Origin of the sequence: Parasporobacterium paucivorans DSM 15970, assembly GCF_900141895.1 — a bacterium.
GTDB lineage: Bacteria > Bacillota > Clostridia > Lachnospirales > Lachnospiraceae > Parasporobacterium > Parasporobacterium paucivorans.
Genome location: NZ_FQYT01000009.1, coordinates 16,679 through 36,026, shown reverse-complemented (window position 1 = coordinate 36,026; position 19,348 = coordinate 16,679). Strand labels below are relative to the sequence as shown.

The window sequence follows — 19,348 nt, the reverse complement described above, 5'->3', positions numbered from 1 at the left end:
AAAGATGAAAGTTAAATTAGCAAAGACTGCCGGCTTTTGTTTCGGTGTAAAACGTGCCGTGGATTGCGTCTGGGAACAAATAAAAAATAATCCGGATGGAAAACAGGTTTACACGTATGGACCGATTATTCACAATGAACAGGTTGTAGATGAATTTTCCAAATTGGGCGTAAAAGTGATTAATGACGAAGAGGAATTGAAAAGCATTAAAGGTGGTATCATAATCATCCGCTCTCATGGAGCACCTAAATCAGCTTATGATATCATTGAATCTTCCGGAGCAACGATGGTTGATGCCACCTGTCCATATGTCAGAAGGATACAAAAAGAAGTGGATAAGGAAAGCCAGGAGAAGGAAATAATCATAATCGGTGATCGCAATCACCCGGAGATTGTTGGCATAGCCGGATGGTCAAAAACGCCTCCTGTTATTATCGAAACGAAGGATGAGGCACTGAAATATGTGAATAATTCTGGGAAACCTCTGTTCATAGTCGCCCAAACGACATTTAATCAGGCAAAATTTAAAGATTTGGTTGAAATAATTTCAAAAAAAGGTTATGATATAACTGTTTTAAACACCATCTGCAATGCAACTCATGACAGACAGACTGAGGCAGAACAGATAGCTTCCGAGGTGGATGCCATGATTGTGATTGGTGGCAAAGAAAGTTCGAACACCAGAAAGCTATATGAGATATGCAAAGAAAGATGTAAGGATACTTACCATATACAGACACTGGAAGATTTGGATTTAAGTTCACTGCAATCCACTAGTTGCGTAGGTATAACAGCGGGGGCATCGACCCCAAATAATATTATTGAGGAGGTTCATACTAATGTCAGAATTAAGTTTTGAACAAATGCTTGAAGATTCATTAAAAACTATACGTACAGGAGAGGTTGTAGAAGGCACGGTTATAAGTGTTAAAGAGGACGAAATCGTTTTAAATATAGGTTATAAATCAGACGGCATCATCACAAGAAGCGAATACACTAACGAATCAAATGTCGATCTCAGAACTCTTGTTACCTTAGGTGACAAAATGGATGTTAAAATCCTGAAAGTCAACGATGGCGACGGGCAGGTTCTTCTGTCTTATAAAAGACTTCAGGCAGAAAAAGGATTCAAGGAACTGGAAGATGCATTTAACAACAAGGAAGTGCTCAAAGGAAAAGTTGTAAAAGTAATGTCCGGCGGACTTACAGTTGCCGTAGAAGAAAGCAGAGTATTCATTCCTGCAAGCCTCGTGTCAGATGTATATGAGAAAGACCTTGCAAAATATGAAGGCCAGGAAATCGAATTCACCATTACAGAATACAATCCGAAGAAGAGAAGAGTCATCGGAGACAGAAAACACCTGATCATCGAAGCGAAAAGAGGAAAACAAAAAGATCTTCTTGAAAAAATCGAGCCTGGAATGATTGTAGATGGTACCATTAAAAACATCACAGATTTTGGTGCCTTCGTTGATCTTGGCGGATTGGACGGACTACTTCACATTTCAGAAATGTCCTGGGGAAGAATTGATAACTCCAAGAAATTATTTAATGTAGGTGATGCCATAAGAGTTCTTATCAAAGAAGTAAACGGCAACAAAATTGCCTTAAGTTTAAAATTCGATGATACAAATCCTTGGAAAGACGCTTCCGAAAAATATGCTGTGGGAAATATTGTTAAAGGAAGTGTTGCCAGGATGACAGATTTTGGCGCATTCATTGAGTTGGAACCAGGAATAGATGCACTTCTGCATGTTTCCCAGATTTCCAAAACTCATGTAAATAAGCCTTCAGATGTTCTTCAAATCGGACAGGAAATTGAAGCAGAAGTTGTTGATTTCAACGCAGACGAAAAGAAAATCAGCTTAAGCACAAAAGCACTGGAAATAAGAGCTGAACAGGAAGATTACGAAAATTACCAAAATACAGAAAATCAGGAATAAGACCTGAATTTAGATTTTGAATGCACACAAATGCATTCAAAATCTTATTTTTAGGGATTAATACTTTGGAGACAATTACATGAGGGTCATTGCAGGAAGCGCGAGAAGCCTTAGGTTGAAAACTCTGGATGGACCAGACGTAAGACCTACGACAGACAGAATTAAAGAAACATTATTTAATATGATTCATAATGATATATATGGATGCCGTTTTCTGGATGTATTTGCCGGAAGTGGCGCAATAGGAATTGAAGCCTTAAGCAGAGGCGCCGATTCCTGTTATTTTGTTGATGAATCTGCCCAGGCAGCCAAATGTATAGAGGAAAATCTGATTTTCACAAAATTAAAAGACAGGGCAGTAATCCTGAGATCCGATGCTTCAGCGGCCATTAAACGGCTGAGCAGCTCAGATTTACAGTTTGATATTGTCTTCATGGACCCACCCTATAAAACGGGCGCGGAGGTGAAAGTGCTTGAGGCGTTGTCAGAATCAGGAATCATACACACGGATAGCCTTATTATCGTTGAAGCCGATTTGAAGACAGAGTTTACTTATCTTTCAGATCTTGGTTTTGAAATCATCAGAGAAAAAAAATACAAAACAAATAAGCACGTATTTATAAGCTTGGAACAGGAGAGGAAATGATAAGAGCAATCTACCCAGGAAGCTTTGATCCAGTGACATACGGTCACCTGGATGTCATTGAACGAGCTGCGAAAATATTTGATGAAATTATCGTTGCAGTCCTGATAAACCGCCTTAAAACTCCGTTGTTTTCTGCAGAGGAACGTGTTAAAATGCTCATAGATGCAACTACACATCTTCCTAACGTAACGGTGAGATCCTTTGAGGGATTTTCGGTGGATTTTGCCAAGGAAATGGGAGCCAAGGCAGTAGTGCGAGGGCTGAGGGCGGTCACGGATTTTGAATACGAGCTGATGCTGTCTCAGACAAACCGTGTGATCAACAGTGAAATTGATACTGTTTTTCTAACGACGAGTCTGGAATATGCATATTTAAGTTCCAGTACGGTCAAGGAAGTGGCTATGTTTGGTGGTAAAATTGAAAAATTTGTTCCTCCGGCCGTTGCAGAAATGGTATACAGGAAACTTGAAGATGGGCAGGAATTTTCTAAAGTATGAGGTGAGATGAATGAGTAAAATTGAGCAGATAATAACAGAAATCGAAGAGTACATTGACGGTTGCAAGTATCAGCCATTATCAAGCACCAAAATTACAGTAAACAAAGATGAAATCGAGGAACTGCTGGCCGAACTGAGGCTAAAGATTCCTGACGAGATCAAGAAATACCAGAAAATCATTGTAAATAAAAACGCAATTTTGAACGATGCAAACGAAAAAGCTGATGAAATAATCAGACAGGCAAATTCAATGACTGCAGAGCTTGTAAGTGAACATGAAATTATGCAGAAGGCCTATATCCAGGCTAATGAAATTGTTCAGAATGCCACGAACCAGGCACAGGAAATTCTTGATGATGCCACACATGAGGCGAACAGTGTAAAGGTGGCTGCCATGCAGTATACGGACGACATGCTCGCCAATCTTCAGAATCTTATGACGCATATGCTCAACGGCGTGGGGGGCAGATATGAAGAACTAATGAGATCCCTCAACGAAAATCTTTCCATCGTAACATCCAACCGGGAAGAATTATATCCGGAAGATGAAGTGGAAGAAGATGATTATGATAACCTCGCAATATTGGATGAAGACATCGAAGATCTTGAAGAATATGAAGACGAGGATATCTCAATAAATCTTGACTAATATAAGACGTCAGGTTAGTATCTCTATAACCTGATGTCTTTTTTATAAAAAAGAAGGGTTGATACTCAGAATGAACAGCGTAAAGGTATTTAAATATTTTGAAGAAATTTCCGCGATTCCGAGAGGATCTGGCAACACAAAACGAATCAGTGATTATTGTGCATCTTTTGCAAGAAAAAGAGCATTTGAATACTGCCAGGATGAATGGAATAATATAATAATACGAAAGCCTGCTTCGCCGGGACGGGAAAATGATGGCGGTGTAATCATCCAGGGCCACCTTGATATGGTAGCTGAAAAAAAGCCTGAGTCGGAACACGATTTCTCAAAAGATGGCATTAAGCTCGTGAAAAATGGTGATTTTATTGGGGCAGAAGGAACAACCCTTGGCGGAGATAATGGAATAGCCATCGCATACGCTCTGGCTGTTTTGGATGATGACACGATTTCCCACCCCGCTTTAGAAGCTGTATTTACGGTTGATGAAGAAATCGGAATGCTTGGAGCAAAAGCAATAGATTTAAGTGCCCTGACAGGGAAGTACCTGCTTAATATTGACTCGGATGAGGAGGACATACTGCTGGGGGGATGCGCCGGAGGCCTTACGGTCATCTGCACTTTGAAAACGCAGATGATATCAGCTTCAGGAGTCCCTGTCCGCATTTCTGTGGAGGGCCTGAAAGGTGGTCATTCAGGTGCTGAAATCGACAAGGAAAGAGCAAACGCCGATATCCTTCTGGGAAGAATCTTATTCAGATTGACAAAGGATGTTGTTTTCAGCCTCAAGCATTTAGAGGGCGGTACGAAAGACAATGCTATACCTCGAAAAGCGGAAGCTGTACTTTTGGTTCATCCACAGGATATACAAAAACTGAAATCGCTGGTGAAAGAGTCAAACATATCATTTCAAACTGAATATGCGTTGGCGGATCCGGATATAATTATTGAAATATATATTGATGAAAAATGCTCCAGTGAAGATGGAGAAGTCATGAACAGGGACGGCAGGGACAGAATTATATTCTTCCTGATGAACTGTCCCAATGGCGTATATTTTCATGATTTGAATATTCCCGAAGTGGTTGAAACATCACTGAATCTTGGGATTATGCACATGGAAGGGGACATGGTCGCCTTCACCTTTTCCGTCAGAAGTTCTCTGCCGGAAAGAAAAATGGGATTGAAGGAAAGATTGGAATCTTTAACTACATTCCTGGGTGGTTCCATCCGGGTGCAGGGAGATTATCCTGCATGGCGGCTTTCGCCCGGATCAAAGCTTCTATCCGTCATGTCCGATATTTATCAGGAAATGTTCAATAAGAAGCCGGAGGTCACCTCGATTCATGCCGGTTTAGAATGTGGTTACATTCTCGAAAAGAAACCAGGACTGGATATAGTTTCATTCGGTCCCCAGATGTATGATATCCATACAACAGAAGAACGCATGAGCATCTCCTCTGTGGACAGGATGTATGATTATCTGATTGAAATATTAAGACGTATTAAGTAGAATAATTTAGAAATAATTAAAGGAGAAATCATTATGTGTGGATTTACGGGATATGTCACTGTCGGCCCCAGAGCGGAGATGTTCAGTGAAAATCTAACGGCAATGATGGATTCCATCAGGCACAGAGGCCCTGATGATGAAGGAAGATATATGGATGATGTGTGCGGTCTTGGCTTCAGAAGACTATCCATCATCGGCATTACAAACGGCAAGCAGCCCATGTGCAATGAGGATGGAACCATTACAGTTGTTTTCAATGGGGAAATTTATAATTATATGGACATAAAAAGCGATCTTGTTGAAAAGGGGCATATATTTAAAACGGATGCGGATACGGAAGTCTTAGTGCATGGATATGAAGAGTACGGCATAAAAATATTGAGCCGTCTCAGGGGCATGTATGCCTTTGCAATTAGGGATGTCAAGCAAAACCAGCTGTTCATTGCACGGGATATTTTTGGCATCAAGCCTTTATATTACAGCAATACAGGAAACGAATTTGTTTTTGGTTCCGAGATAAAGGCCATTCTCAAATTCCCGACCATAAAAAAAGAATTGAACCAGGAAGCATTGGAAAGCTATCTCTCCTTTCAGTATTCCGTATTGGAAGAAACCTTCTACAAAAATATCTTTCGTCTGCCCCCAGCTCACTACCTGCTCCTAAAGAATGGCGATGTGAAAATCCACAGATACTGGGAGGCCGTATTTAATGAGGATGACAGCCGTACCTTTGAAGAATGCATCGAAGGCGTCAATGAGGTGATGAAAGATTCCATAGAAGCTCATAAGATCAGTGATACAGAAGTAGGCGGATTCTTATCCGGCGGAGTCGACTCAGGATATATCGTGGCGAGAAGCAATCTCGATAAAACCTTCAGTGTTGGTTTTGATTATCAGGATTATTCCGAAATAGATAAAGCAAAGAAACTGTCTGAATATGTCGGTGTGAAGAATTATGAACATCTGATATCCACAGAGGAGTATTTCGAAGAACTTCCGCGTATCATGGCACATGCGGATGAACCAATAGCAGACCCTTCCGCTATTGCTTTGTATTTTGTATGCAGGCTTGCTGCAAAACAGGTTAAGGTTGTTCTTTCGGGGGAGGGTTCAGACGAGCTTTTTGGGGGATATAATATTTACAGGACCCCTATGGCCTTAGGCCCTATGGGCGCTGTACCAAAAGGGGTACGGCGGGCAGTTGCAAAAATGTTGGAGGCGGTTCCCGTATCTTTCAAGGGAAAGCAATATTTAATCAGAGCAGGCAAGGACATATCTGAAAGGTTCATCGGAAATGCTTTTATGTTTTCGACAAAAGAAGTTAACCGGTTGGTACGTAACCCGCTTAAGAAACGTACCCCATTTGATATCACCAGGCCATTATACGAAAAAGTCAAGAACAAAGATGATGTTACTAAAATGCAGTATATCGATATTAACACCTGGCTCTGGGGGGATATATTGAACAAGGCTGATACGATGAGCATGGCTCATTCGCTGGAAGTACGAGTACCGTTTTTGGACAGAGAGGTTGCGAAATTTGCTTTTTCTGTACCGGTACGGTATCGGATTACAAAAACAGAAACCAAAGCCTATTTCAGAAAAGCAGCCCGCAAGTTCATGCCGGAAATTACGGCTGACCGGAAGAAACTGGGATTCCCGGTTCCTGTAAAGCATTGGCTCCGCGAAAAGCAATACTATGATATGATACGTGCAACCCTCCTCTCGGGGACTTCCGCCGGCATATTCAATATTTCGGAGCTGGATAAGCTGTTAAGGGACCATTATGAGGGAAAATGTGACAATGCAAGAAGAATCTGGACTGTTTACGCTTTTCTATTGTGGTACGAGAAACATTTCCAGTCAGAAGCATAATGGAGCTAAATCTGATTTAAAGGCAGGGACTTATGAATATTACGACCATAGCGAGCGGCAGTACCGGAAACTGTATATATGTGGGTTCAGGTGACACTCATATACTGATTGACGCCGGAATCAGCAAGAAGAGAATCGAAGAAGGGCTCATGAACTCTGTAGGGATTTCTTTGAAGGATATCAGCGCCATTCTAATAACGCATGAACACATTGACCATACAAATGGTCTGGGGGTTGTTTTGCGTAAATACGACATCCCTGTTTATGCCACGCAGGAAACTGTCCAGGAAATATTAACAATCGGATCTCTGGGGAAAATGCAGAGCGAACATTTCAACACCATACGGCCCGATGAGTTTTTCCACGTGGATGACCTACGAATAAAGCCTTTTATGATTTCCCATGATGCCGCAAATCCAGTAGCATTCCGTCTGGAAGATAAGGACAGGACCCTGGCTGTACTCACGGATCTGGGCCGATATGATGATTACATCATGGAGAATATAGCTGGTGCGGATGCCATCCTTCTGGAGGCAAATCATGATGTCAATATGGTGCAGACCGGAAGCTATCCGTATTACCTGAAACAGAGAATACTTAGTGACAAAGGACATTTATCCAATGAAAATGCCGGAAAACTTCTGTCCGGATTTTTGCATGATAAAGTGAGACATATAGTTCTGGGGCATCTGAGCCGGGAAAACAACTATGACATGCTGGCTTATGAAACTGTGCGCACAGAGATTATGTCCGCAGACAACGAATATAAAGCGGATGATTTTCCGATTCATATTGCAAAATATAACTGTGTATCTGAATTAATCGAATTTTAAAGTGAGGGAATGAAAAATGGAAAAAACAATTATTACCGTTATCGGCAGGGATACTGTCGGAATTATCGCGAAGGTCTGCACATATCTGGCAGACAACAATGTAAATGTACTGGACATTTCACAGACAATTGTGGAAGGTTATTTCAACATGATGATGATTGCGGACATATCCGGTTCAGCTAAATCTATCTTAGAACTGTCAGAGGAAATTTCACATGTTGGAGAAGAAATCGGTGTTCAGATAAGAATGCAGAGCGAAAAAATCTTTAATTCAATGCACAGGATATAATCGGAGGATATATGCTTAATATTTTTGAAGTCAATGAAACGAACAAAATGATTGACCAGGAGAATCTGGACGTCCGGACAATCACCCTGGGAATTAGTCTTCTGGATTGTATCGATGGTAATCTGGAGACTCTTAAGACAAATATTTATGAAAAAATAACAAGAATCGCTGAAAACCTCGTGGCAACTGGCGATGAAATCGGTAAAGAATTTGGCGTACCCATTGTCAACAAACGAATTTCAATTACACCGATTGCTATAATCGGTGCCTCGGCATGCAAAACAACACAGGACTTCGTAGAAATTGCCAGAGTGCTTGATAAGGCCGCAAAGCAGACGGGTGTAAATTTCATTGGCGGATATTCAGCTCTGGTATCAAAAGGGTCGACCAAAGCCGATGAGTTGCTTATGAAATCCATACCAGAGGCTTTATCCGTTACGGAAAGAGTGTGCAGCTCCGTGAATCTGGGTTCCACCAGAACCGGTATTAACATGGACGCAGTACGTCTGATGGGCGAAATCATACTTGAAACAGCCCAGCTTACTAAAGATGAGGATTCCATCGGCTGTGCCAAACTGGTAGTGTTCTGCAATGCGCCAGATGACAATCCTTTTATGGCAGGTGCTTTCCACGGTGTAACTGAAGCGGATGCCGTTATTAATGTGGGTGTAAGCGGTCCCGGCGTTGTAAAAAAAGCTCTGGAAAAAGTCAGGGGAGAAAGTTTTGAGGTTTTGTGTGAAACGATTAAGAAAACATCCTTCAAGGTTACCAGGGTAGGTCAGCTGGTTGCCAGGGAAGCGTCTCGCAGACTCAATATACCTTTTGGGATTGTTGATTTATCACTGGCTCCGACTCCGGCTATCGGTGATAGTGTTGCCGATATCCTTCAGGAAATCGGACTGGAAAGGGTTGGTGCCCCGGGAACAACAGCTGCACTTGCCTTGCTTAATGACCAGGTCAAAAAGGGCGGCGTAATGGCATCTTCCTACGTCGGAGGATTGAGCGGTGCATTCATTCCCGTCAGTGAGGACCAGGGTATGATTGACGCCGTGCAGGCAGGTGCCCTCACAATCGAGAAGCTTGAGGCCATGACCTGTGTGTGTTCGGTTGGATTGGACATGATTGCCATCCCTGGCGATACAAAAGCATCCACTATTTCCGGCATTATAGCTGACGAGTCTGCAATTGGGATGATCAACCAAAAAACAACCGCGGTCAGATTGATTCCGGTTATAGGAAAAGGGGTAGGAGAGGTGGCTCATTTTGGCGGTCTTCTTGGATATGCACCAATTATGCAGGTGAATCCGTTTTCCTGCGATGCATTCGTGAACCGTGCCGGAAGGATTCCCGCTCCAATACACAGCTTTAAAAATTAAAGTATAACCAGCCCGTTCGTGAACTCGTTAGGCAGGAGTGTTTCAGACCTGTCCATGGCTATGAGACGGTACAGATGATCTGCATTAAGTCCGTCCTCAAACATGATTCGGCCGTTTGGTCCCAGGTATTCAAAAGCATCCGCTGTTTTAGTTATAATCGGGAGCTTCGTTTTTTCTTTTAACAAGGTTAAAAGGGAGGACGAGGCTTTTTTGAATCCTAGAATTCGGATATAGGACACATAATCCTCCTGTATGCAGGCCTCCACCTTATTCCTTCTGATCCCAAGCAGGATGTGAAGAAGCGCCCTTCGAACATGTGCTTCGGTTATGTCCCTGGTTTTCAGCAGGGATGTAAACTGATTATAGTTGATGAAGCTGTAGCGGTTGTTTTCCATGCGCCTGGCAATCTCATCGGAAACATCGAAATAGTCAGAAAGCCAGGCGGCGGAGGTCAGGAGTATTTTTTCTCCCAAAATGGAGGAGAAGTCATTTTCCACGATTGGCCCAGTCCTTTTCATACTTTCTGAAAGTATATTATAGGAAACAGGAGGCATACAATCTTTCAGAATGTGCGTATCGGATCCAGACAGAATATGACGGCGGATAGATGTGGCGCTGGAATAGCATGAGGAAAGTGCTTCATCATGGTAGCCTGCCCCTATTCTTGGAATGCTGACCGGTGTGATTTTGCTATTTCGTTTACTTAATGCCTTCAGATATTCGATAGACAGGATGTTGTTGGGACTGGAAAGAATCTCTGCAAAGGATGCTTTCTTCTCCGTTGCAGCACAGTGCAGAAGGGCTTGAACCCGGGCAGAAGGAAAAGTCATGCCCCTGCTTAAACATTCTTTCAGCGTGCGTTTGAATTCTTCCGGCTCTCCGGAGAGGATGGCAGATATGTCGTGAAGATCTTCCTGATTGCCGCATTCACTCCCGAACGCGATATAATCAACTATTCCCAAATTATCTAAAAGGCTTATGGCTCCGGAAGCAAAATATTCCGCACTGGCCGTTGCATAATAAACCGGCAGCTCTATGACAAGATCCACACCGTTTTCGAGGCAGGCTCGGGCACGGCTGTATTTGTCAATAAATGCCGGCCCCCCCCTCTGGACATAGTTTCCACTCATTACTACCACTACAAAATCAGCCCCCGTCACTTCGCGGGCCTTATCTATCAGATACAAATGTCCGTTATGGAACGGATTGAATTCAACTACTATACCGACACAGCTCAAGGCGTAACCCCCAAAAAAATGTAATGAATACATTCTACCATGTTAATCACGAAAAGGACAATATATTACCAAATTTTGAATAAAAGTCACATTGTTTTTAATTTAGTACAATGAAATGGCGAATGTAAACTTGTATACAATTTAAATCTGCGTTATAATGTGTGTTGCGCATTACTATATTAATATGGAAAGGAATTTGTTAAGATGAATTGCATAGAAAGTCTGAAACAAAAAGCCAAAGCAAATAAGAAAAGAATCGTATTACCTGAGTCTATGGACAGAAGGACCTTTGAAGCTGCTGCTGTCGCATTAAAAGAGGATTTTGCCGATATCGTAATTATCGGAACAGATGCGGACATTAAAAAATATGGGGAGGGACTTGATTTTTCAAAAGCGGAAATCATTGATCCTGCCACATCAAAAGATACTGAAAGATATATTGATCTTTTAGTAGAGCTCAGAAAGAGCAAAGGTATGACTCCGGAAGAAGCCAGAAAACTTATAATGGAAGATTATATGTTTTATGCCTGCCTTATGGTAAAAGATGGGGCTGCTGATGGTGTTGTGTCCGGCGCTTGCCATTCTACGGCAAATACGTTACGTCCTGCATTACAGATTATTAAGACAAAACCTGGTACAAAACTGGTGTCTTCATATATACTCCTTGAAGTTCCTGATTGCGAATTTGGGGATAACGGAATTTTCATGTTCTCAGACTGCGGGCTTGTTCAAAACCCTACATCTGAAGAACTTTCTGAAATTGCTGCAAGCACTGCAGCATCTTTCCAGCACCTTATGGGTTCAGAAGCTAAAGTTGCCATGCTGTCCCATTCAACTATGGGAAGTGCTAAACATGCAGATGTAACGAAAGTTGCTGAAGCCGTTAAGCTTGCAAAAGAGAATCATCCAGAATATTTAATTGACGGTGAATTACAGCTGGATGCCGCAATAGTTCCTTCTGTAGCTGACATGAAAGCTCCGGGAAGCAGAGTGGCCGGACAGGCGAATGTTTTAGTGTTCCCCGACCTTGATGCAGGAAATATCGGATATAAACTTGTACAGAGACTTGCCAAAGCAGAAGCTTTCGGACCTGTATTGCAGGGTATCGCAAGTCCTATAAATGACTTGTCAAGAGGATGCAGCTCAGCTGATATCGTTGGAGTTATTGCAATAACAGTAGTTCAGGCACAGGCAGAATAATATTGGAGGAAAATCATGAATATATTAGTAATTAATTGCGGAAGCTCATCACTTAAATTCCAGCTTATCGATTCCGGTACGGAAAATGTAACCGCAAAAGGATTGTGTGAAAGAATCGGAATAGAAGGAAGCAGAATCGTATATAATAAAGAAGGTCAGGCTAAGATTACAACAGAAACCCCTATGCCTACGCATAAGGAAGCAATAGCACTGGTTCTTTCCTCCTTAACAGATGCACAGAACGGTGTCATCACATCCCTGAAAGAAATCGATGCAGTCGGCCACAGAGTTGTACATGGCGGAGAAAAGTTTAAATCATCCACTATCATAAATGAAGAAGTACTTAAAGCAATTGAAGAATGCAACGACCTTGCTCCTCTGCATAATCCGGCTAACTTAATCGGTATCAATGCCTGCCAGGAATTAATGCCGGGAACACCAATGGTTGCTGTATTCGATACTGCATTCCATCAGACTATGCCAGAAAAAGCATTCATTTATGGCATCCCTTACAAATATTATGAGAAATATAAAGTTAGAAGATATGGTTTCCACGGAACTTCCCATAGCTATGTTTCACATCGCGCGGCGGAAATTCTTGGCAAGCCAATTGAAGATCTTAAAATAATCGTATGCCACCTTGGAAACGGAGCCAGTGTCTGTGCTATCGAAGGAGGCAAATCCATCGATACAAGCATGGGTCTTACACCTCTGGAAGGGCTTATCATGGGAACCCGCAGCGGCGACATCGATCCTGCCATCATTGATTTCATTGCGCAGAAAGAAAACCTGGACCTTCAAGGCGTAATGAATGTACTGAATAAGGAATCAGGAGTTCTTGGTATTTCGACATTTACAAGCGATTTCAGGGATCTTGAAGAAGGCATGAAAAAAGGCGATCCAAATGCTCTTAGGGCAATGGAAGTATTTGCATACCACCTGATTAAATATGTTGGTTCCTACATAGCTGCATTAAACGGCGTGGATGTAATTATCTTTACGGCCGGACTTGGTGAAAATGACTCTTATATCCGACAGGTTGTGTGCGACGGTTTAACCTGCGCTGGCGTGAAGCTGGATCCAGTCAAAAACAACGTAAGAGGCGTTGAGGCAATTGTAACAACCGATGATTCGACCGTTACAGCAATGGTTATCCCAACCAACGAAGAGGTAATGATTGCAAGAGATACAGTTAAACTCGTAACAAAATAATATTATTGACAAAAATTGGTTACGTAGTTATAATACTTAAGTGCTATAGAAAAGAGGATAACATGCTGATTGACCTTTCACGTGTTCTGTCAGAAAATGCCAGAATTGAAGAATTAACGGTTGAAATTGAAACGGATCATATTGACACCGGTCATTCTTCGTATAGAATTAACCATAAGAGTCCGTTTGTTCTGAAATTGACGAATATCGGAATCAGGAAAATTCTTATGGAGGTCCAGGCAGATATCTCTTTGGCAATTCCTTGTGACAGATGTCTAGAGGAAGTTATAACAAAATTTCAAGTAAACATTTCCAAGGAAATTGACTTGAGTGAGACGGAACCGGATCCTTTAGACGAGAAAGATTTCATCGTCGGAGAGTCTCTGGATTTAGATCGGCTTATTCATGAAGAGATTTTGGCGGATGTTCCCATGAAAGTCCTTTGCAAGCCGGACTGTTTGGGAATATGCAAAAAATGCGGCGCTAACCGTAACTTTACGGACTGCGGATGCGATTCAGCTGCATTAGACCCCAGGATGTCCAAGATTCTTGATGTTTTTAATGAATATAAGGAGGTGTAACCATGTCTATATGTCCAAAGAATAAAAGTTCAAAAGCCAGAAGGGACAAGCGCAGGGCTAATTGGAAAATGTCAGCTCCTAACCTTGTAAAATGTAGCAAGTGCGGTACTTTAATGATGCCCCACAGAGTGTGCAAGGCTTGTGGCTCATACAATAAAAAAGAGATTATCAGCGTTGACTAGTCTGTAAGATTATTTCCAACAAAATCTGACGGGGCATATTTATATGCCCCGTTTTTTTAAGAAAAATATTATTTGTAGGAGGCTGAAAAATGGCGTATGTAGACGAGGTAATTGACTTAGTTGTAATGCAGAATCCCGGAGAACTGGAGTTCCATCAGGCTGTCAGGGAGGTCTTTGGGTCTCTGAAGCCTGTAGTGGAGCAGAATGAAGAACAGTTCAGAAGGGATGCCCTTCTGGAAAGAATCGTGAATCCGGAAAGGCAGCTTAAGTTCAGGGTTCCCTGGGTGGATGATAACGGACAGGCCCACGTCAATACCGGATATCGCATACAGTTCAACAGTGCAATCGGCCCATATAAAGGAGGCATACGCCTTCATCCTTCTGTTAATAGCGGAATTGTTAAATTTCTCGGATTTGAGCAGATTTTCAAAAATTCTCTGACCGGTCTTCCTATTGGCGGCGGAAAGGGTGGATCGGATTTTGATCCGAAAGGCAAATCCGACAGGGAAGTAATGTCATTCTGTCAGAGTTTCATGACAGAGCTGTGCAAGCATATCGGAGCAGATACTGACGTTCCGGCTGGAGACATTGGAACTGGAGCGAGAGAGATCGGATATATGTTCGGTCAGTACAAAAGAATCCGCGGACTTTATGAAGGCGTTCTCACTGGAAAAGGACTGTCATATGGAGGATCTCTCGCGCGTACCGAAGCAACTGGCTATGGTGTTTTGTATCTGACGGAAGAAATGTTAAAGAAAAACGGAAAGGATATTAACGGGATGACCGTTGTCGTATCCGGTTCCGGAAACGTAGCGATCTACGCCATTCAGAAGGCACATCAACTGGGTGCAAAAGCGGTTACGGCTTCCGATTCCACAGGATGGATTTTCGATCCGGACGGAATTGATATTTCTGTTTTGAAAGAAATCAAGGAAATCAAAAGGCAGCGCCTGACTGAATACAAAAAGCACAGACCAAATTCCGAATACCATGAAGGCAGAGGCGTCTGGACCGTCAAATGTGACATCGCACTTCCTTGTGCAACGCAAAATGAACTATTTTTGGAAGATGCAGAGGCACTCGTTTCCAATGGATGTATTGCCGTGGCAGAAGGTGCCAACATGCCGACCACAGCCGATGCAACGGAATATTTTTTACAGCATGGTGTCCTTTTTGCCCCGGGCAAGGCTGCCAATGCCGGCGGAGTTGCCACTTCGGCCCTGGAAATGACGCAAAACAGTGAAAGACTGTCCTGGTCCTTTGAGGAAGTTGATTCTAAGCTGCAGACTATAATGGTGAATATTTTCCACAATATTGATGATGCGGCAAGAAGATATGGGCTGGAAAACAATTATGTTGCCGGAGCGAACATTGCAGGCTTTGAAAAAATAGTTGATGCAATGAATGCACAGGGTATCGTTTGATAATTTCAATACAACAGATTGAGGGGGAAAGTACCGTTACTTTCCCCTTTTTATCGTGGTTTTGGGAAAACTTTATATTGATTTATATTTTATTATTTAGTATATTAACTATATACTAAATTTAGAGCAAGAAACCCTTATTTTGCGAGGTTTTCAAGCGTTCAATATTGATTTTGATACAACTTTGATACAAAATTCCAAAAAAAATAGCCCTTGCAGAGATGCAGGGGCTTTCTTTATATCTTCTGGATGCTCTTCCGGGCGGCCTTATTCATATGTGAAGAATAGTTCCTTTATCTTCTCTTCAATCGTGAACATTACCTCACTTACAAAGTCAATCAATTCACTTGCGGAAATAAGTATTTCCTTGTCGGTTTTATTGTTTTTCAATATATATCTTTCACTGGCATAGTTATATGAAAAGTCACAATTATAGCTGTTAAAAAAACAAGTTATCCTTTTTAGTTCACTTTCAGATAAACCTTCACGAACATTAAAATGACTAAGATTGTCGACAATATCAAATAATTCATCTTGAGCCATTCCTTTATCGCCTTCTTTGAGTTTCTCCCTAAGTTTATCTTTTTTCTGTCTTTCTTCCTGATCCAGCAGACTTTTATAATTCAATCCATTGTTTTCATCAGGGGAATCGATTTCATTAATCGCTTGCTGTTTATCTATTCCAAGTAAATCCCATACAGGTACTTCTAGAGCTGCAGCAATCTTAAATAAAATTTCCGTACTTGGAATTCTATCTCCCCTCTCATAATTACCAATTGAAACTCTTGAAATAGAGGCTTTGTCAGCTAATTCAGATTGTTTCATTCCTTTATATAATCTAATGGTTTTTATTTTTTCTCCTAGATTCATAATATTCCCTCCGAATTTCCGGTATATAAATATGTTTAAGGTTCAACCTAATATTAACACAAATCAATTAAGACAACAAGTGTAACTTTATTGTTTTTTATGACTTGACATGACAACAAATGAAGCGTATACTTAAGATAACAAATGAAGCATGAAGGGGAGGTGAAACTATGAGAATAGATAGCAACAAGCTAAATATATTGGCAGCTAAATCTTGCTTATCAATGATTGAGATATCGAAGTTATCTGGTGTTGATACTGTTACAATCTCAAGAATTTTAAAAGGGTCCCAGGAACCAAGAATACAGACAATTGGTAAATTAGCAAGAGCGTTAAATGTACAAGTTGAAGATTTAATTAAATCATAAGCATTTATCCTGGACTTAACCAGGGGAGAAGGGAGTAAGTATGGGACGAGCACTAGAAACTCAGGAAGTTAATTTAGATCAAGTTATAGCATTAACATTGGAGCAGGCAAAGCAGCGTTATTCAATGGGAGCCAATTCAATCTCCAAGATCGCTGATATGTGTGAAGGAAACATAAGATTCGGGAAGGTCCGGAGATTTCACCGGGAAAAGATTGATAAATTCCTCCTGGATGAATTATCTGTATAACGAGATCTCTTAAAGGCAGGAGTTGAAGTGGTTTACATGATGAAATTTGCATTATCTTATATTGAGCAAGGTTTTTCCATTGTACCACTTGAAAGCCGGAGCAAGAGCCGATTCTTGACGGAGCATGGTTTCAATGATGCTTCAAAGGACCGGGAGCAGGTAATAAAGTGGTTTCAGAGATGGCCTAATGCAAACATTGCAATAGCAACCGGAGAAAAGTCTAAGGGGCTGATAGTGCTAGATTTTGATTTAAAGCCGGACCTGGACATAAACGGCCTTGATTATCTCAGAGAATGGGAAAGACAAAACGGAGAGCTGCCGCCGACTATCGAAGTTATATCAGCCTCTGGGGGAACACATTTATATTATCAGAGTGATTTGGTGGTAGATAGTACGCAAGGGTTATTTGATTCGACTTCAGGAGTTGACATCCGGGGCGAAGGTGGATGCATAATCGCACCGCCAAGCATTGGCCCAAGCGGAAAAAGATATATTTTTGAGTGTTCCTCATATGACAATGGACTGGCAAGGGCTGATGATCAAGTGTTCAAATTCATCATTGATGGAATGCAGTACAAAAAGGAACAAAAGATAGCAAATGGTAACAGATTCACACTTCCGGAGCAGATACTCCAGGGCGAACGAGATGATGTGATGTTCAGGCTTGCCTGCTCACTGTTGGCAAAGGGAGTTGATGATGAAAAGGCATTAATGCTTATGTTCCAAGTTAATCAGGAAAATTGTTTACCACCATTACCAGAACACACAATTAGAAAAAAACTGAAAAGTGCATTAAGACTACGAGAGAAAGGTAGGTGAGAAAAAAGTGATAACGCAACAAGAACTAAATGAACAGATTGGAAAAACGAATATAGAACAACCGTATGGAAAAACATTCATAATTCCAAAGGATCCGCAGCGGCCCGAAAAAGGCTATAAAGTTTCAGTTCCACAGTTATCGATGTTTATGAAGAGCGAATATGACATCAAGGTTTATAAAGGGCAATTCAGAATTCGCAAAAATCATTATTATTCACAGATTGATGATATCAAGTTGCTGATAAGCAAAGCGATTCCAGAAGAATATCGGATTCCTTCAAATATTCGAGACTGTGAAGAGCTGCTATGCATGGATTACGATTTAATCATAAATGATGAGGATTTAGCACCGGAAAATTACATCAGTTTTGCCAATGGTGTTTTGGATACCAGAAAGATGGACTTCAAGGCATATGATGATGAGGAAGCCGACAAGCTGATTTTTATCAATCAAGTTGGATACAACTATAACCCGAATGCAGCAAGGTGCAAGTTTGCAGATTCCTATTTTGACTGTGTAACAAATGGTTCCATAGAAGATATTAACTTCCTCTATCAAATATTAGGAGTGCTGATATCAGGGTACAGAAGCTTCAAGAATATATTTTATTTTAGCGGCGTAAAGGATTCCGGAAAGAGCGTATTCATGCATCTGGCAGAAAACTTATTAACGAATTCAGATGGCAGCAGGGATTATAGCAACGTAGGACTAAGAGTATTAACCGATGAGCTATCAAAAGAATTTGCCGGGATTATTGGAAAGAGAGCAAATATCTGTGCAGAAACACCAGCTATGAACGTATCAAATGATACACTTCTAAAACAGCTCAGCGGAGGCGATACCGTAAACGCTAGCATGAAGTTTAAAGCTTCCGTTGAGTTTGTTAACAAGGCTATGCTGATATTTTCTGGGAACACAGTACCAAACTTCTTTGTAAGTGATAAATCATCAATCAGCGAACGGATGCTTATCTATAAATTTAAGAATGCGATTCCAAAAAGCAAACAGGTGAAGGGCCTGGAAAAGAAAATCAATATGGAGTATGTGATTCAGAGGGCAATTGAACAGCTGCAAATATTTATCGATAACAACCAGGAGTTCACGGTCCCGGACGAAATTTATAGCAACCAGGAAGAAATGCTTATGTCATCCGATACAATTTATAAATTTTTCAAAGAGTGTATTGTTTTCACGGATAACAAAGAGGATAGAATCAGCAACCGGGACCTATATACCGAATATACAAGTTACCTGGTCAAGGAAGGGCATCTTAGGACAGGCTACGGAGACCTTCCTGATCTAACGAATTTCAAGATAACACAGTATATTTTCACCTCGGAAATGAAAAAATATATAGGGGAAGAGAATTACAAGCGAAACCTGTCATACGGAAAACAATTAAATGCCCTTGATTCAAAAGCAGATGTGTTTATCAATATAAGGATTAATGTAGAATCTGAGCCAGTCCTTAACCAGGAGAATAAGGTTATCCAGGGGAAATTTCATAATTCTACATTTACAAATGTAGAAAAAGTACAAATGTAGAGCACAATGTAGAGCCGCAAAGCCTTATAAATACGTTGATTAA

21 protein-coding genes are annotated in these 19,348 nt (G+C 41.3%); 19 read left to right on the top strand and 2 right to left on the bottom strand.

Annotated elements, in window-relative coordinates; all coding sequences use genetic code 11:
- Window positions 1–4: 4 nt before the first annotated feature.
- From ispH to BUA79_RS05230, 10 genes are all read left to right on the top strand, one after another.
- Window positions 5–859, top strand: coding sequence for a 4-hydroxy-3-methylbut-2-enyl diphosphate reductase (gene ispH, locus BUA79_RS05275; RefSeq protein ID WP_073993325.1), 855 nt, complete (start codon window positions 5–7; stop codon window positions 857–859).
- Window positions 840–1,943 carry a 30S ribosomal protein S1 gene (rpsA, locus tag BUA79_RS05270; protein WP_073993324.1) on the top strand — a complete coding sequence of 368 codons (1,104 nt, stop codon included), beginning with the start codon at window positions 840–842 and terminating at the stop codon, window positions 1,941–1,943. Before ispH ends, rpsA begins: the two co-directional genes overlap by 20 nt.
- Window positions 1,944–2,022: 79 nt before the next feature.
- Window positions 2,023–2,589 carry a 16S rRNA (guanine(966)-N(2))-methyltransferase RsmD gene (rsmD, locus tag BUA79_RS05265; protein WP_073993323.1) on the top strand — a complete coding sequence of 189 codons (567 nt, stop codon included), beginning with the start codon at window positions 2,023–2,025 and terminating at the stop codon, window positions 2,587–2,589.
- Window positions 2,586–3,086 carry a pantetheine-phosphate adenylyltransferase gene (coaD, locus tag BUA79_RS05260; protein WP_073993322.1) on the top strand — a complete coding sequence of 167 codons (501 nt, stop codon included), beginning with the start codon at window positions 2,586–2,588 and terminating at the stop codon, window positions 3,084–3,086. The genes rsmD and coaD overlap by 4 nt, the downstream gene beginning before the upstream one ends.
- A gap of 10 nt (window positions 3,087–3,096) precedes the next feature.
- The gene (locus BUA79_RS05255; protein WP_073993321.1) at window positions 3,097–3,735 is read left to right on the top strand and encodes a FliH/SctL family protein; all 639 of its coding nucleotides are present in this window, start codon (window positions 3,097–3,099) and stop codon (window positions 3,733–3,735) included.
- A gap of 70 nt (window positions 3,736–3,805) precedes the next feature.
- Entirely contained in the window at window positions 3,806–5,245 is a 1,440-nt protein-coding gene (locus tag BUA79_RS05250; protein ID WP_073993320.1) for an aminoacyl-histidine dipeptidase, read from the top strand.
- Between the two features lie 33 nt (window positions 5,246–5,278).
- Window positions 5,279–7,120: an asparagine synthase (glutamine-hydrolyzing) gene (gene asnB / locus BUA79_RS05245; RefSeq protein ID WP_073993319.1), complete on the top strand. Its 1,842-nt coding sequence runs from the start codon at window positions 5,279–5,281 to the stop codon at window positions 7,118–7,120.
- Between the two features lie 32 nt (window positions 7,121–7,152).
- Entirely contained in the window at window positions 7,153–7,953 is an 801-nt protein-coding gene (locus tag BUA79_RS05240) for an MBL fold metallo-hydrolase (protein ID WP_073993318.1), read from the top strand.
- 16 nt (window positions 7,954–7,969) lie between these two features.
- On the top strand, window positions 7,970–8,242 hold the full coding sequence (locus tag BUA79_RS05235; RefSeq protein WP_073993317.1) for an ACT domain-containing protein: 273 nt from the start codon (window positions 7,970–7,972) through the stop codon (window positions 8,240–8,242).
- A gap of 11 nt (window positions 8,243–8,253) precedes the next feature.
- On the top strand, window positions 8,254–9,618 hold the full coding sequence (locus BUA79_RS05230; protein WP_073993316.1) for a PFL family protein: 1,365 nt from the start codon (window positions 8,254–8,256) through the stop codon (window positions 9,616–9,618).
- On the opposite strand, the gene BUA79_RS05225 is transcribed toward BUA79_RS05230, so the two are convergent.
- Window positions 9,615–10,856 (bottom strand): nucleotidyltransferase, encoded by a 1,242-nt coding sequence (locus tag BUA79_RS05225; protein WP_178138540.1) that lies wholly within the window; start codon window positions 10,854–10,856, stop codon window positions 9,615–9,617. The genes BUA79_RS05230 and BUA79_RS05225 overlap by 4 nt on opposite strands.
- 204 nt (window positions 10,857–11,060) lie before the next feature.
- Between BUA79_RS05225 and pta the strand changes: the two genes are divergently transcribed.
- From pta to gdhA, 5 genes are all read left to right on the top strand, one after another.
- Window positions 11,061–12,056, top strand: a complete 996-nt coding sequence (gene pta, locus BUA79_RS05220) for a phosphate acetyltransferase (protein WP_073993314.1) — start codon at window positions 11,061–11,063, stop codon at window positions 12,054–12,056.
- Between the two features lie 15 nt (window positions 12,057–12,071).
- Window positions 12,072–13,268 (top strand): acetate kinase, encoded by a 1,197-nt coding sequence (locus tag BUA79_RS05215; protein WP_073993313.1) that lies wholly within the window; start codon window positions 12,072–12,074, stop codon window positions 13,266–13,268.
- A gap of 62 nt (window positions 13,269–13,330) precedes the next feature.
- Window positions 13,331–13,849 carry a YceD family protein gene (locus BUA79_RS05210; protein ID WP_073993312.1) on the top strand — a complete coding sequence of 173 codons (519 nt, stop codon included), beginning with the start codon at window positions 13,331–13,333 and terminating at the stop codon, window positions 13,847–13,849.
- A gap of 2 nt (window positions 13,850–13,851) precedes the next feature.
- Entirely contained in the window at window positions 13,852–14,031 is a 180-nt protein-coding gene (gene rpmF, locus BUA79_RS05205; protein WP_073993311.1) for a 50S ribosomal protein L32, read from the top strand.
- Between the two features lie 89 nt (window positions 14,032–14,120).
- Window positions 14,121–15,455 carry an NADP-specific glutamate dehydrogenase gene (gene gdhA, locus BUA79_RS05200; protein ID WP_073993310.1) on the top strand — a complete coding sequence of 445 codons (1,335 nt, stop codon included), beginning with the start codon at window positions 14,121–14,123 and terminating at the stop codon, window positions 15,453–15,455.
- Between the two features lie 267 nt (window positions 15,456–15,722).
- Here gdhA and BUA79_RS05195 read toward each other — a convergent pair whose 3' ends face one another.
- Complete coding sequence (locus tag BUA79_RS05195; RefSeq protein ID WP_073993309.1) at window positions 15,723–16,325, bottom strand: helix-turn-helix domain-containing protein; 603 nt, start codon at window positions 16,323–16,325, stop codon at window positions 15,723–15,725.
- A gap of 170 nt (window positions 16,326–16,495) precedes the next feature.
- Here BUA79_RS05195 and BUA79_RS05190 point away from each other — a divergent pair, with 170 nt between their 5' ends.
- The 4 genes from BUA79_RS05190 to BUA79_RS05175 are packed head-to-tail and all read left to right on the top strand — an operon-like array spanning window position 16,496 to window position 19,305.
- Window positions 16,496–16,693: a helix-turn-helix domain-containing protein gene (locus BUA79_RS05190; protein WP_073993308.1), complete on the top strand. Its 198-nt coding sequence runs from the start codon at window positions 16,496–16,498 to the stop codon at window positions 16,691–16,693.
- A gap of 40 nt (window positions 16,694–16,733) precedes the next feature.
- On the top strand, window positions 16,734–16,940 hold the full coding sequence (locus tag BUA79_RS05185) for a DUF6462 family protein (RefSeq protein WP_073993307.1): 207 nt from the start codon (window positions 16,734–16,736) through the stop codon (window positions 16,938–16,940).
- Between the two features lie 39 nt (window positions 16,941–16,979).
- Window positions 16,980–17,759: a bifunctional DNA primase/polymerase gene (locus BUA79_RS05180; protein ID WP_207647317.1), complete on the top strand. Its 780-nt coding sequence runs from the start codon at window positions 16,980–16,982 to the stop codon at window positions 17,757–17,759.
- A 7-nt stretch (window positions 17,760–17,766) separates the two neighbouring features.
- The gene (locus BUA79_RS05175; protein ID WP_073993305.1) at window positions 17,767–19,305 is read left to right on the top strand and encodes a DNA primase family protein; all 1,539 of its coding nucleotides are present in this window, start codon (window positions 17,767–17,769) and stop codon (window positions 19,303–19,305) included.
- Window positions 19,306–19,348 lie beyond the last annotated feature (43 nt).

What these genes read in the sequence shown, in the direction of transcription:
- ispH (WP_073993325.1), top strand. Translation starts at nt 5, where the DNA reads ATGAAAGTTAAATTAGCAAAGACTGCCGGCTTTTGTTTCGGTGTAAAA.
- rpsA (WP_073993324.1), top strand. Translation starts at nt 840, where the DNA reads ATGTCAGAATTAAGTTTTGAACAAATGCTTGAAGATTCATTAAAAACT.
- rsmD (WP_073993323.1), top strand. Translation starts at nt 2,023, where the DNA reads ATGAGGGTCATTGCAGGAAGCGCGAGAAGCCTTAGGTTGAAAACTCTG.
- coaD (WP_073993322.1), top strand. Translation starts at nt 2,586, where the DNA reads ATGATAAGAGCAATCTACCCAGGAAGCTTTGATCCAGTGACATACGGT.
- BUA79_RS05255 (WP_073993321.1), top strand. Translation starts at nt 3,097, where the DNA reads ATGAGTAAAATTGAGCAGATAATAACAGAAATCGAAGAGTACATTGAC.
- BUA79_RS05250 (WP_073993320.1), top strand. Translation starts at nt 3,806, where the DNA reads ATGAACAGCGTAAAGGTATTTAAATATTTTGAAGAAATTTCCGCGATT.
- asnB (WP_073993319.1), top strand. Translation starts at nt 5,279, where the DNA reads ATGTGTGGATTTACGGGATATGTCACTGTCGGCCCCAGAGCGGAGATG.
- BUA79_RS05240 (WP_073993318.1), top strand. Translation starts at nt 7,153, where the DNA reads ATGAATATTACGACCATAGCGAGCGGCAGTACCGGAAACTGTATATAT.
- BUA79_RS05235 (WP_073993317.1), top strand. Translation starts at nt 7,970, where the DNA reads ATGGAAAAAACAATTATTACCGTTATCGGCAGGGATACTGTCGGAATT.
- BUA79_RS05230 (WP_073993316.1), top strand. Translation starts at nt 8,254, where the DNA reads ATGCTTAATATTTTTGAAGTCAATGAAACGAACAAAATGATTGACCAG.
- pta (WP_073993314.1), top strand. Translation starts at nt 11,061, where the DNA reads ATGAATTGCATAGAAAGTCTGAAACAAAAAGCCAAAGCAAATAAGAAA.
- BUA79_RS05215 (WP_073993313.1), top strand. Translation starts at nt 12,072, where the DNA reads ATGAATATATTAGTAATTAATTGCGGAAGCTCATCACTTAAATTCCAG.
- BUA79_RS05210 (WP_073993312.1), top strand. Translation starts at nt 13,331, where the DNA reads ATGCTGATTGACCTTTCACGTGTTCTGTCAGAAAATGCCAGAATTGAA.
- rpmF (WP_073993311.1), top strand. Translation starts at nt 13,852, where the DNA reads ATGTCTATATGTCCAAAGAATAAAAGTTCAAAAGCCAGAAGGGACAAG.
- gdhA (WP_073993310.1), top strand. Translation starts at nt 14,121, where the DNA reads ATGGCGTATGTAGACGAGGTAATTGACTTAGTTGTAATGCAGAATCCC.
- BUA79_RS05195 (WP_073993309.1), bottom strand. Translation starts at nt 16,325, where the DNA reads ATGAATCTAGGAGAAAAAATAAAAACCATTAGATTATATAAAGGAATG.
- BUA79_RS05190 (WP_073993308.1), top strand. Translation starts at nt 16,496, where the DNA reads ATGAGAATAGATAGCAACAAGCTAAATATATTGGCAGCTAAATCTTGC.
- BUA79_RS05185 (WP_073993307.1), top strand. Translation starts at nt 16,734, where the DNA reads ATGGGACGAGCACTAGAAACTCAGGAAGTTAATTTAGATCAAGTTATA.
- BUA79_RS05180 (WP_207647317.1), top strand. Translation starts at nt 16,980, where the DNA reads ATGAAATTTGCATTATCTTATATTGAGCAAGGTTTTTCCATTGTACCA.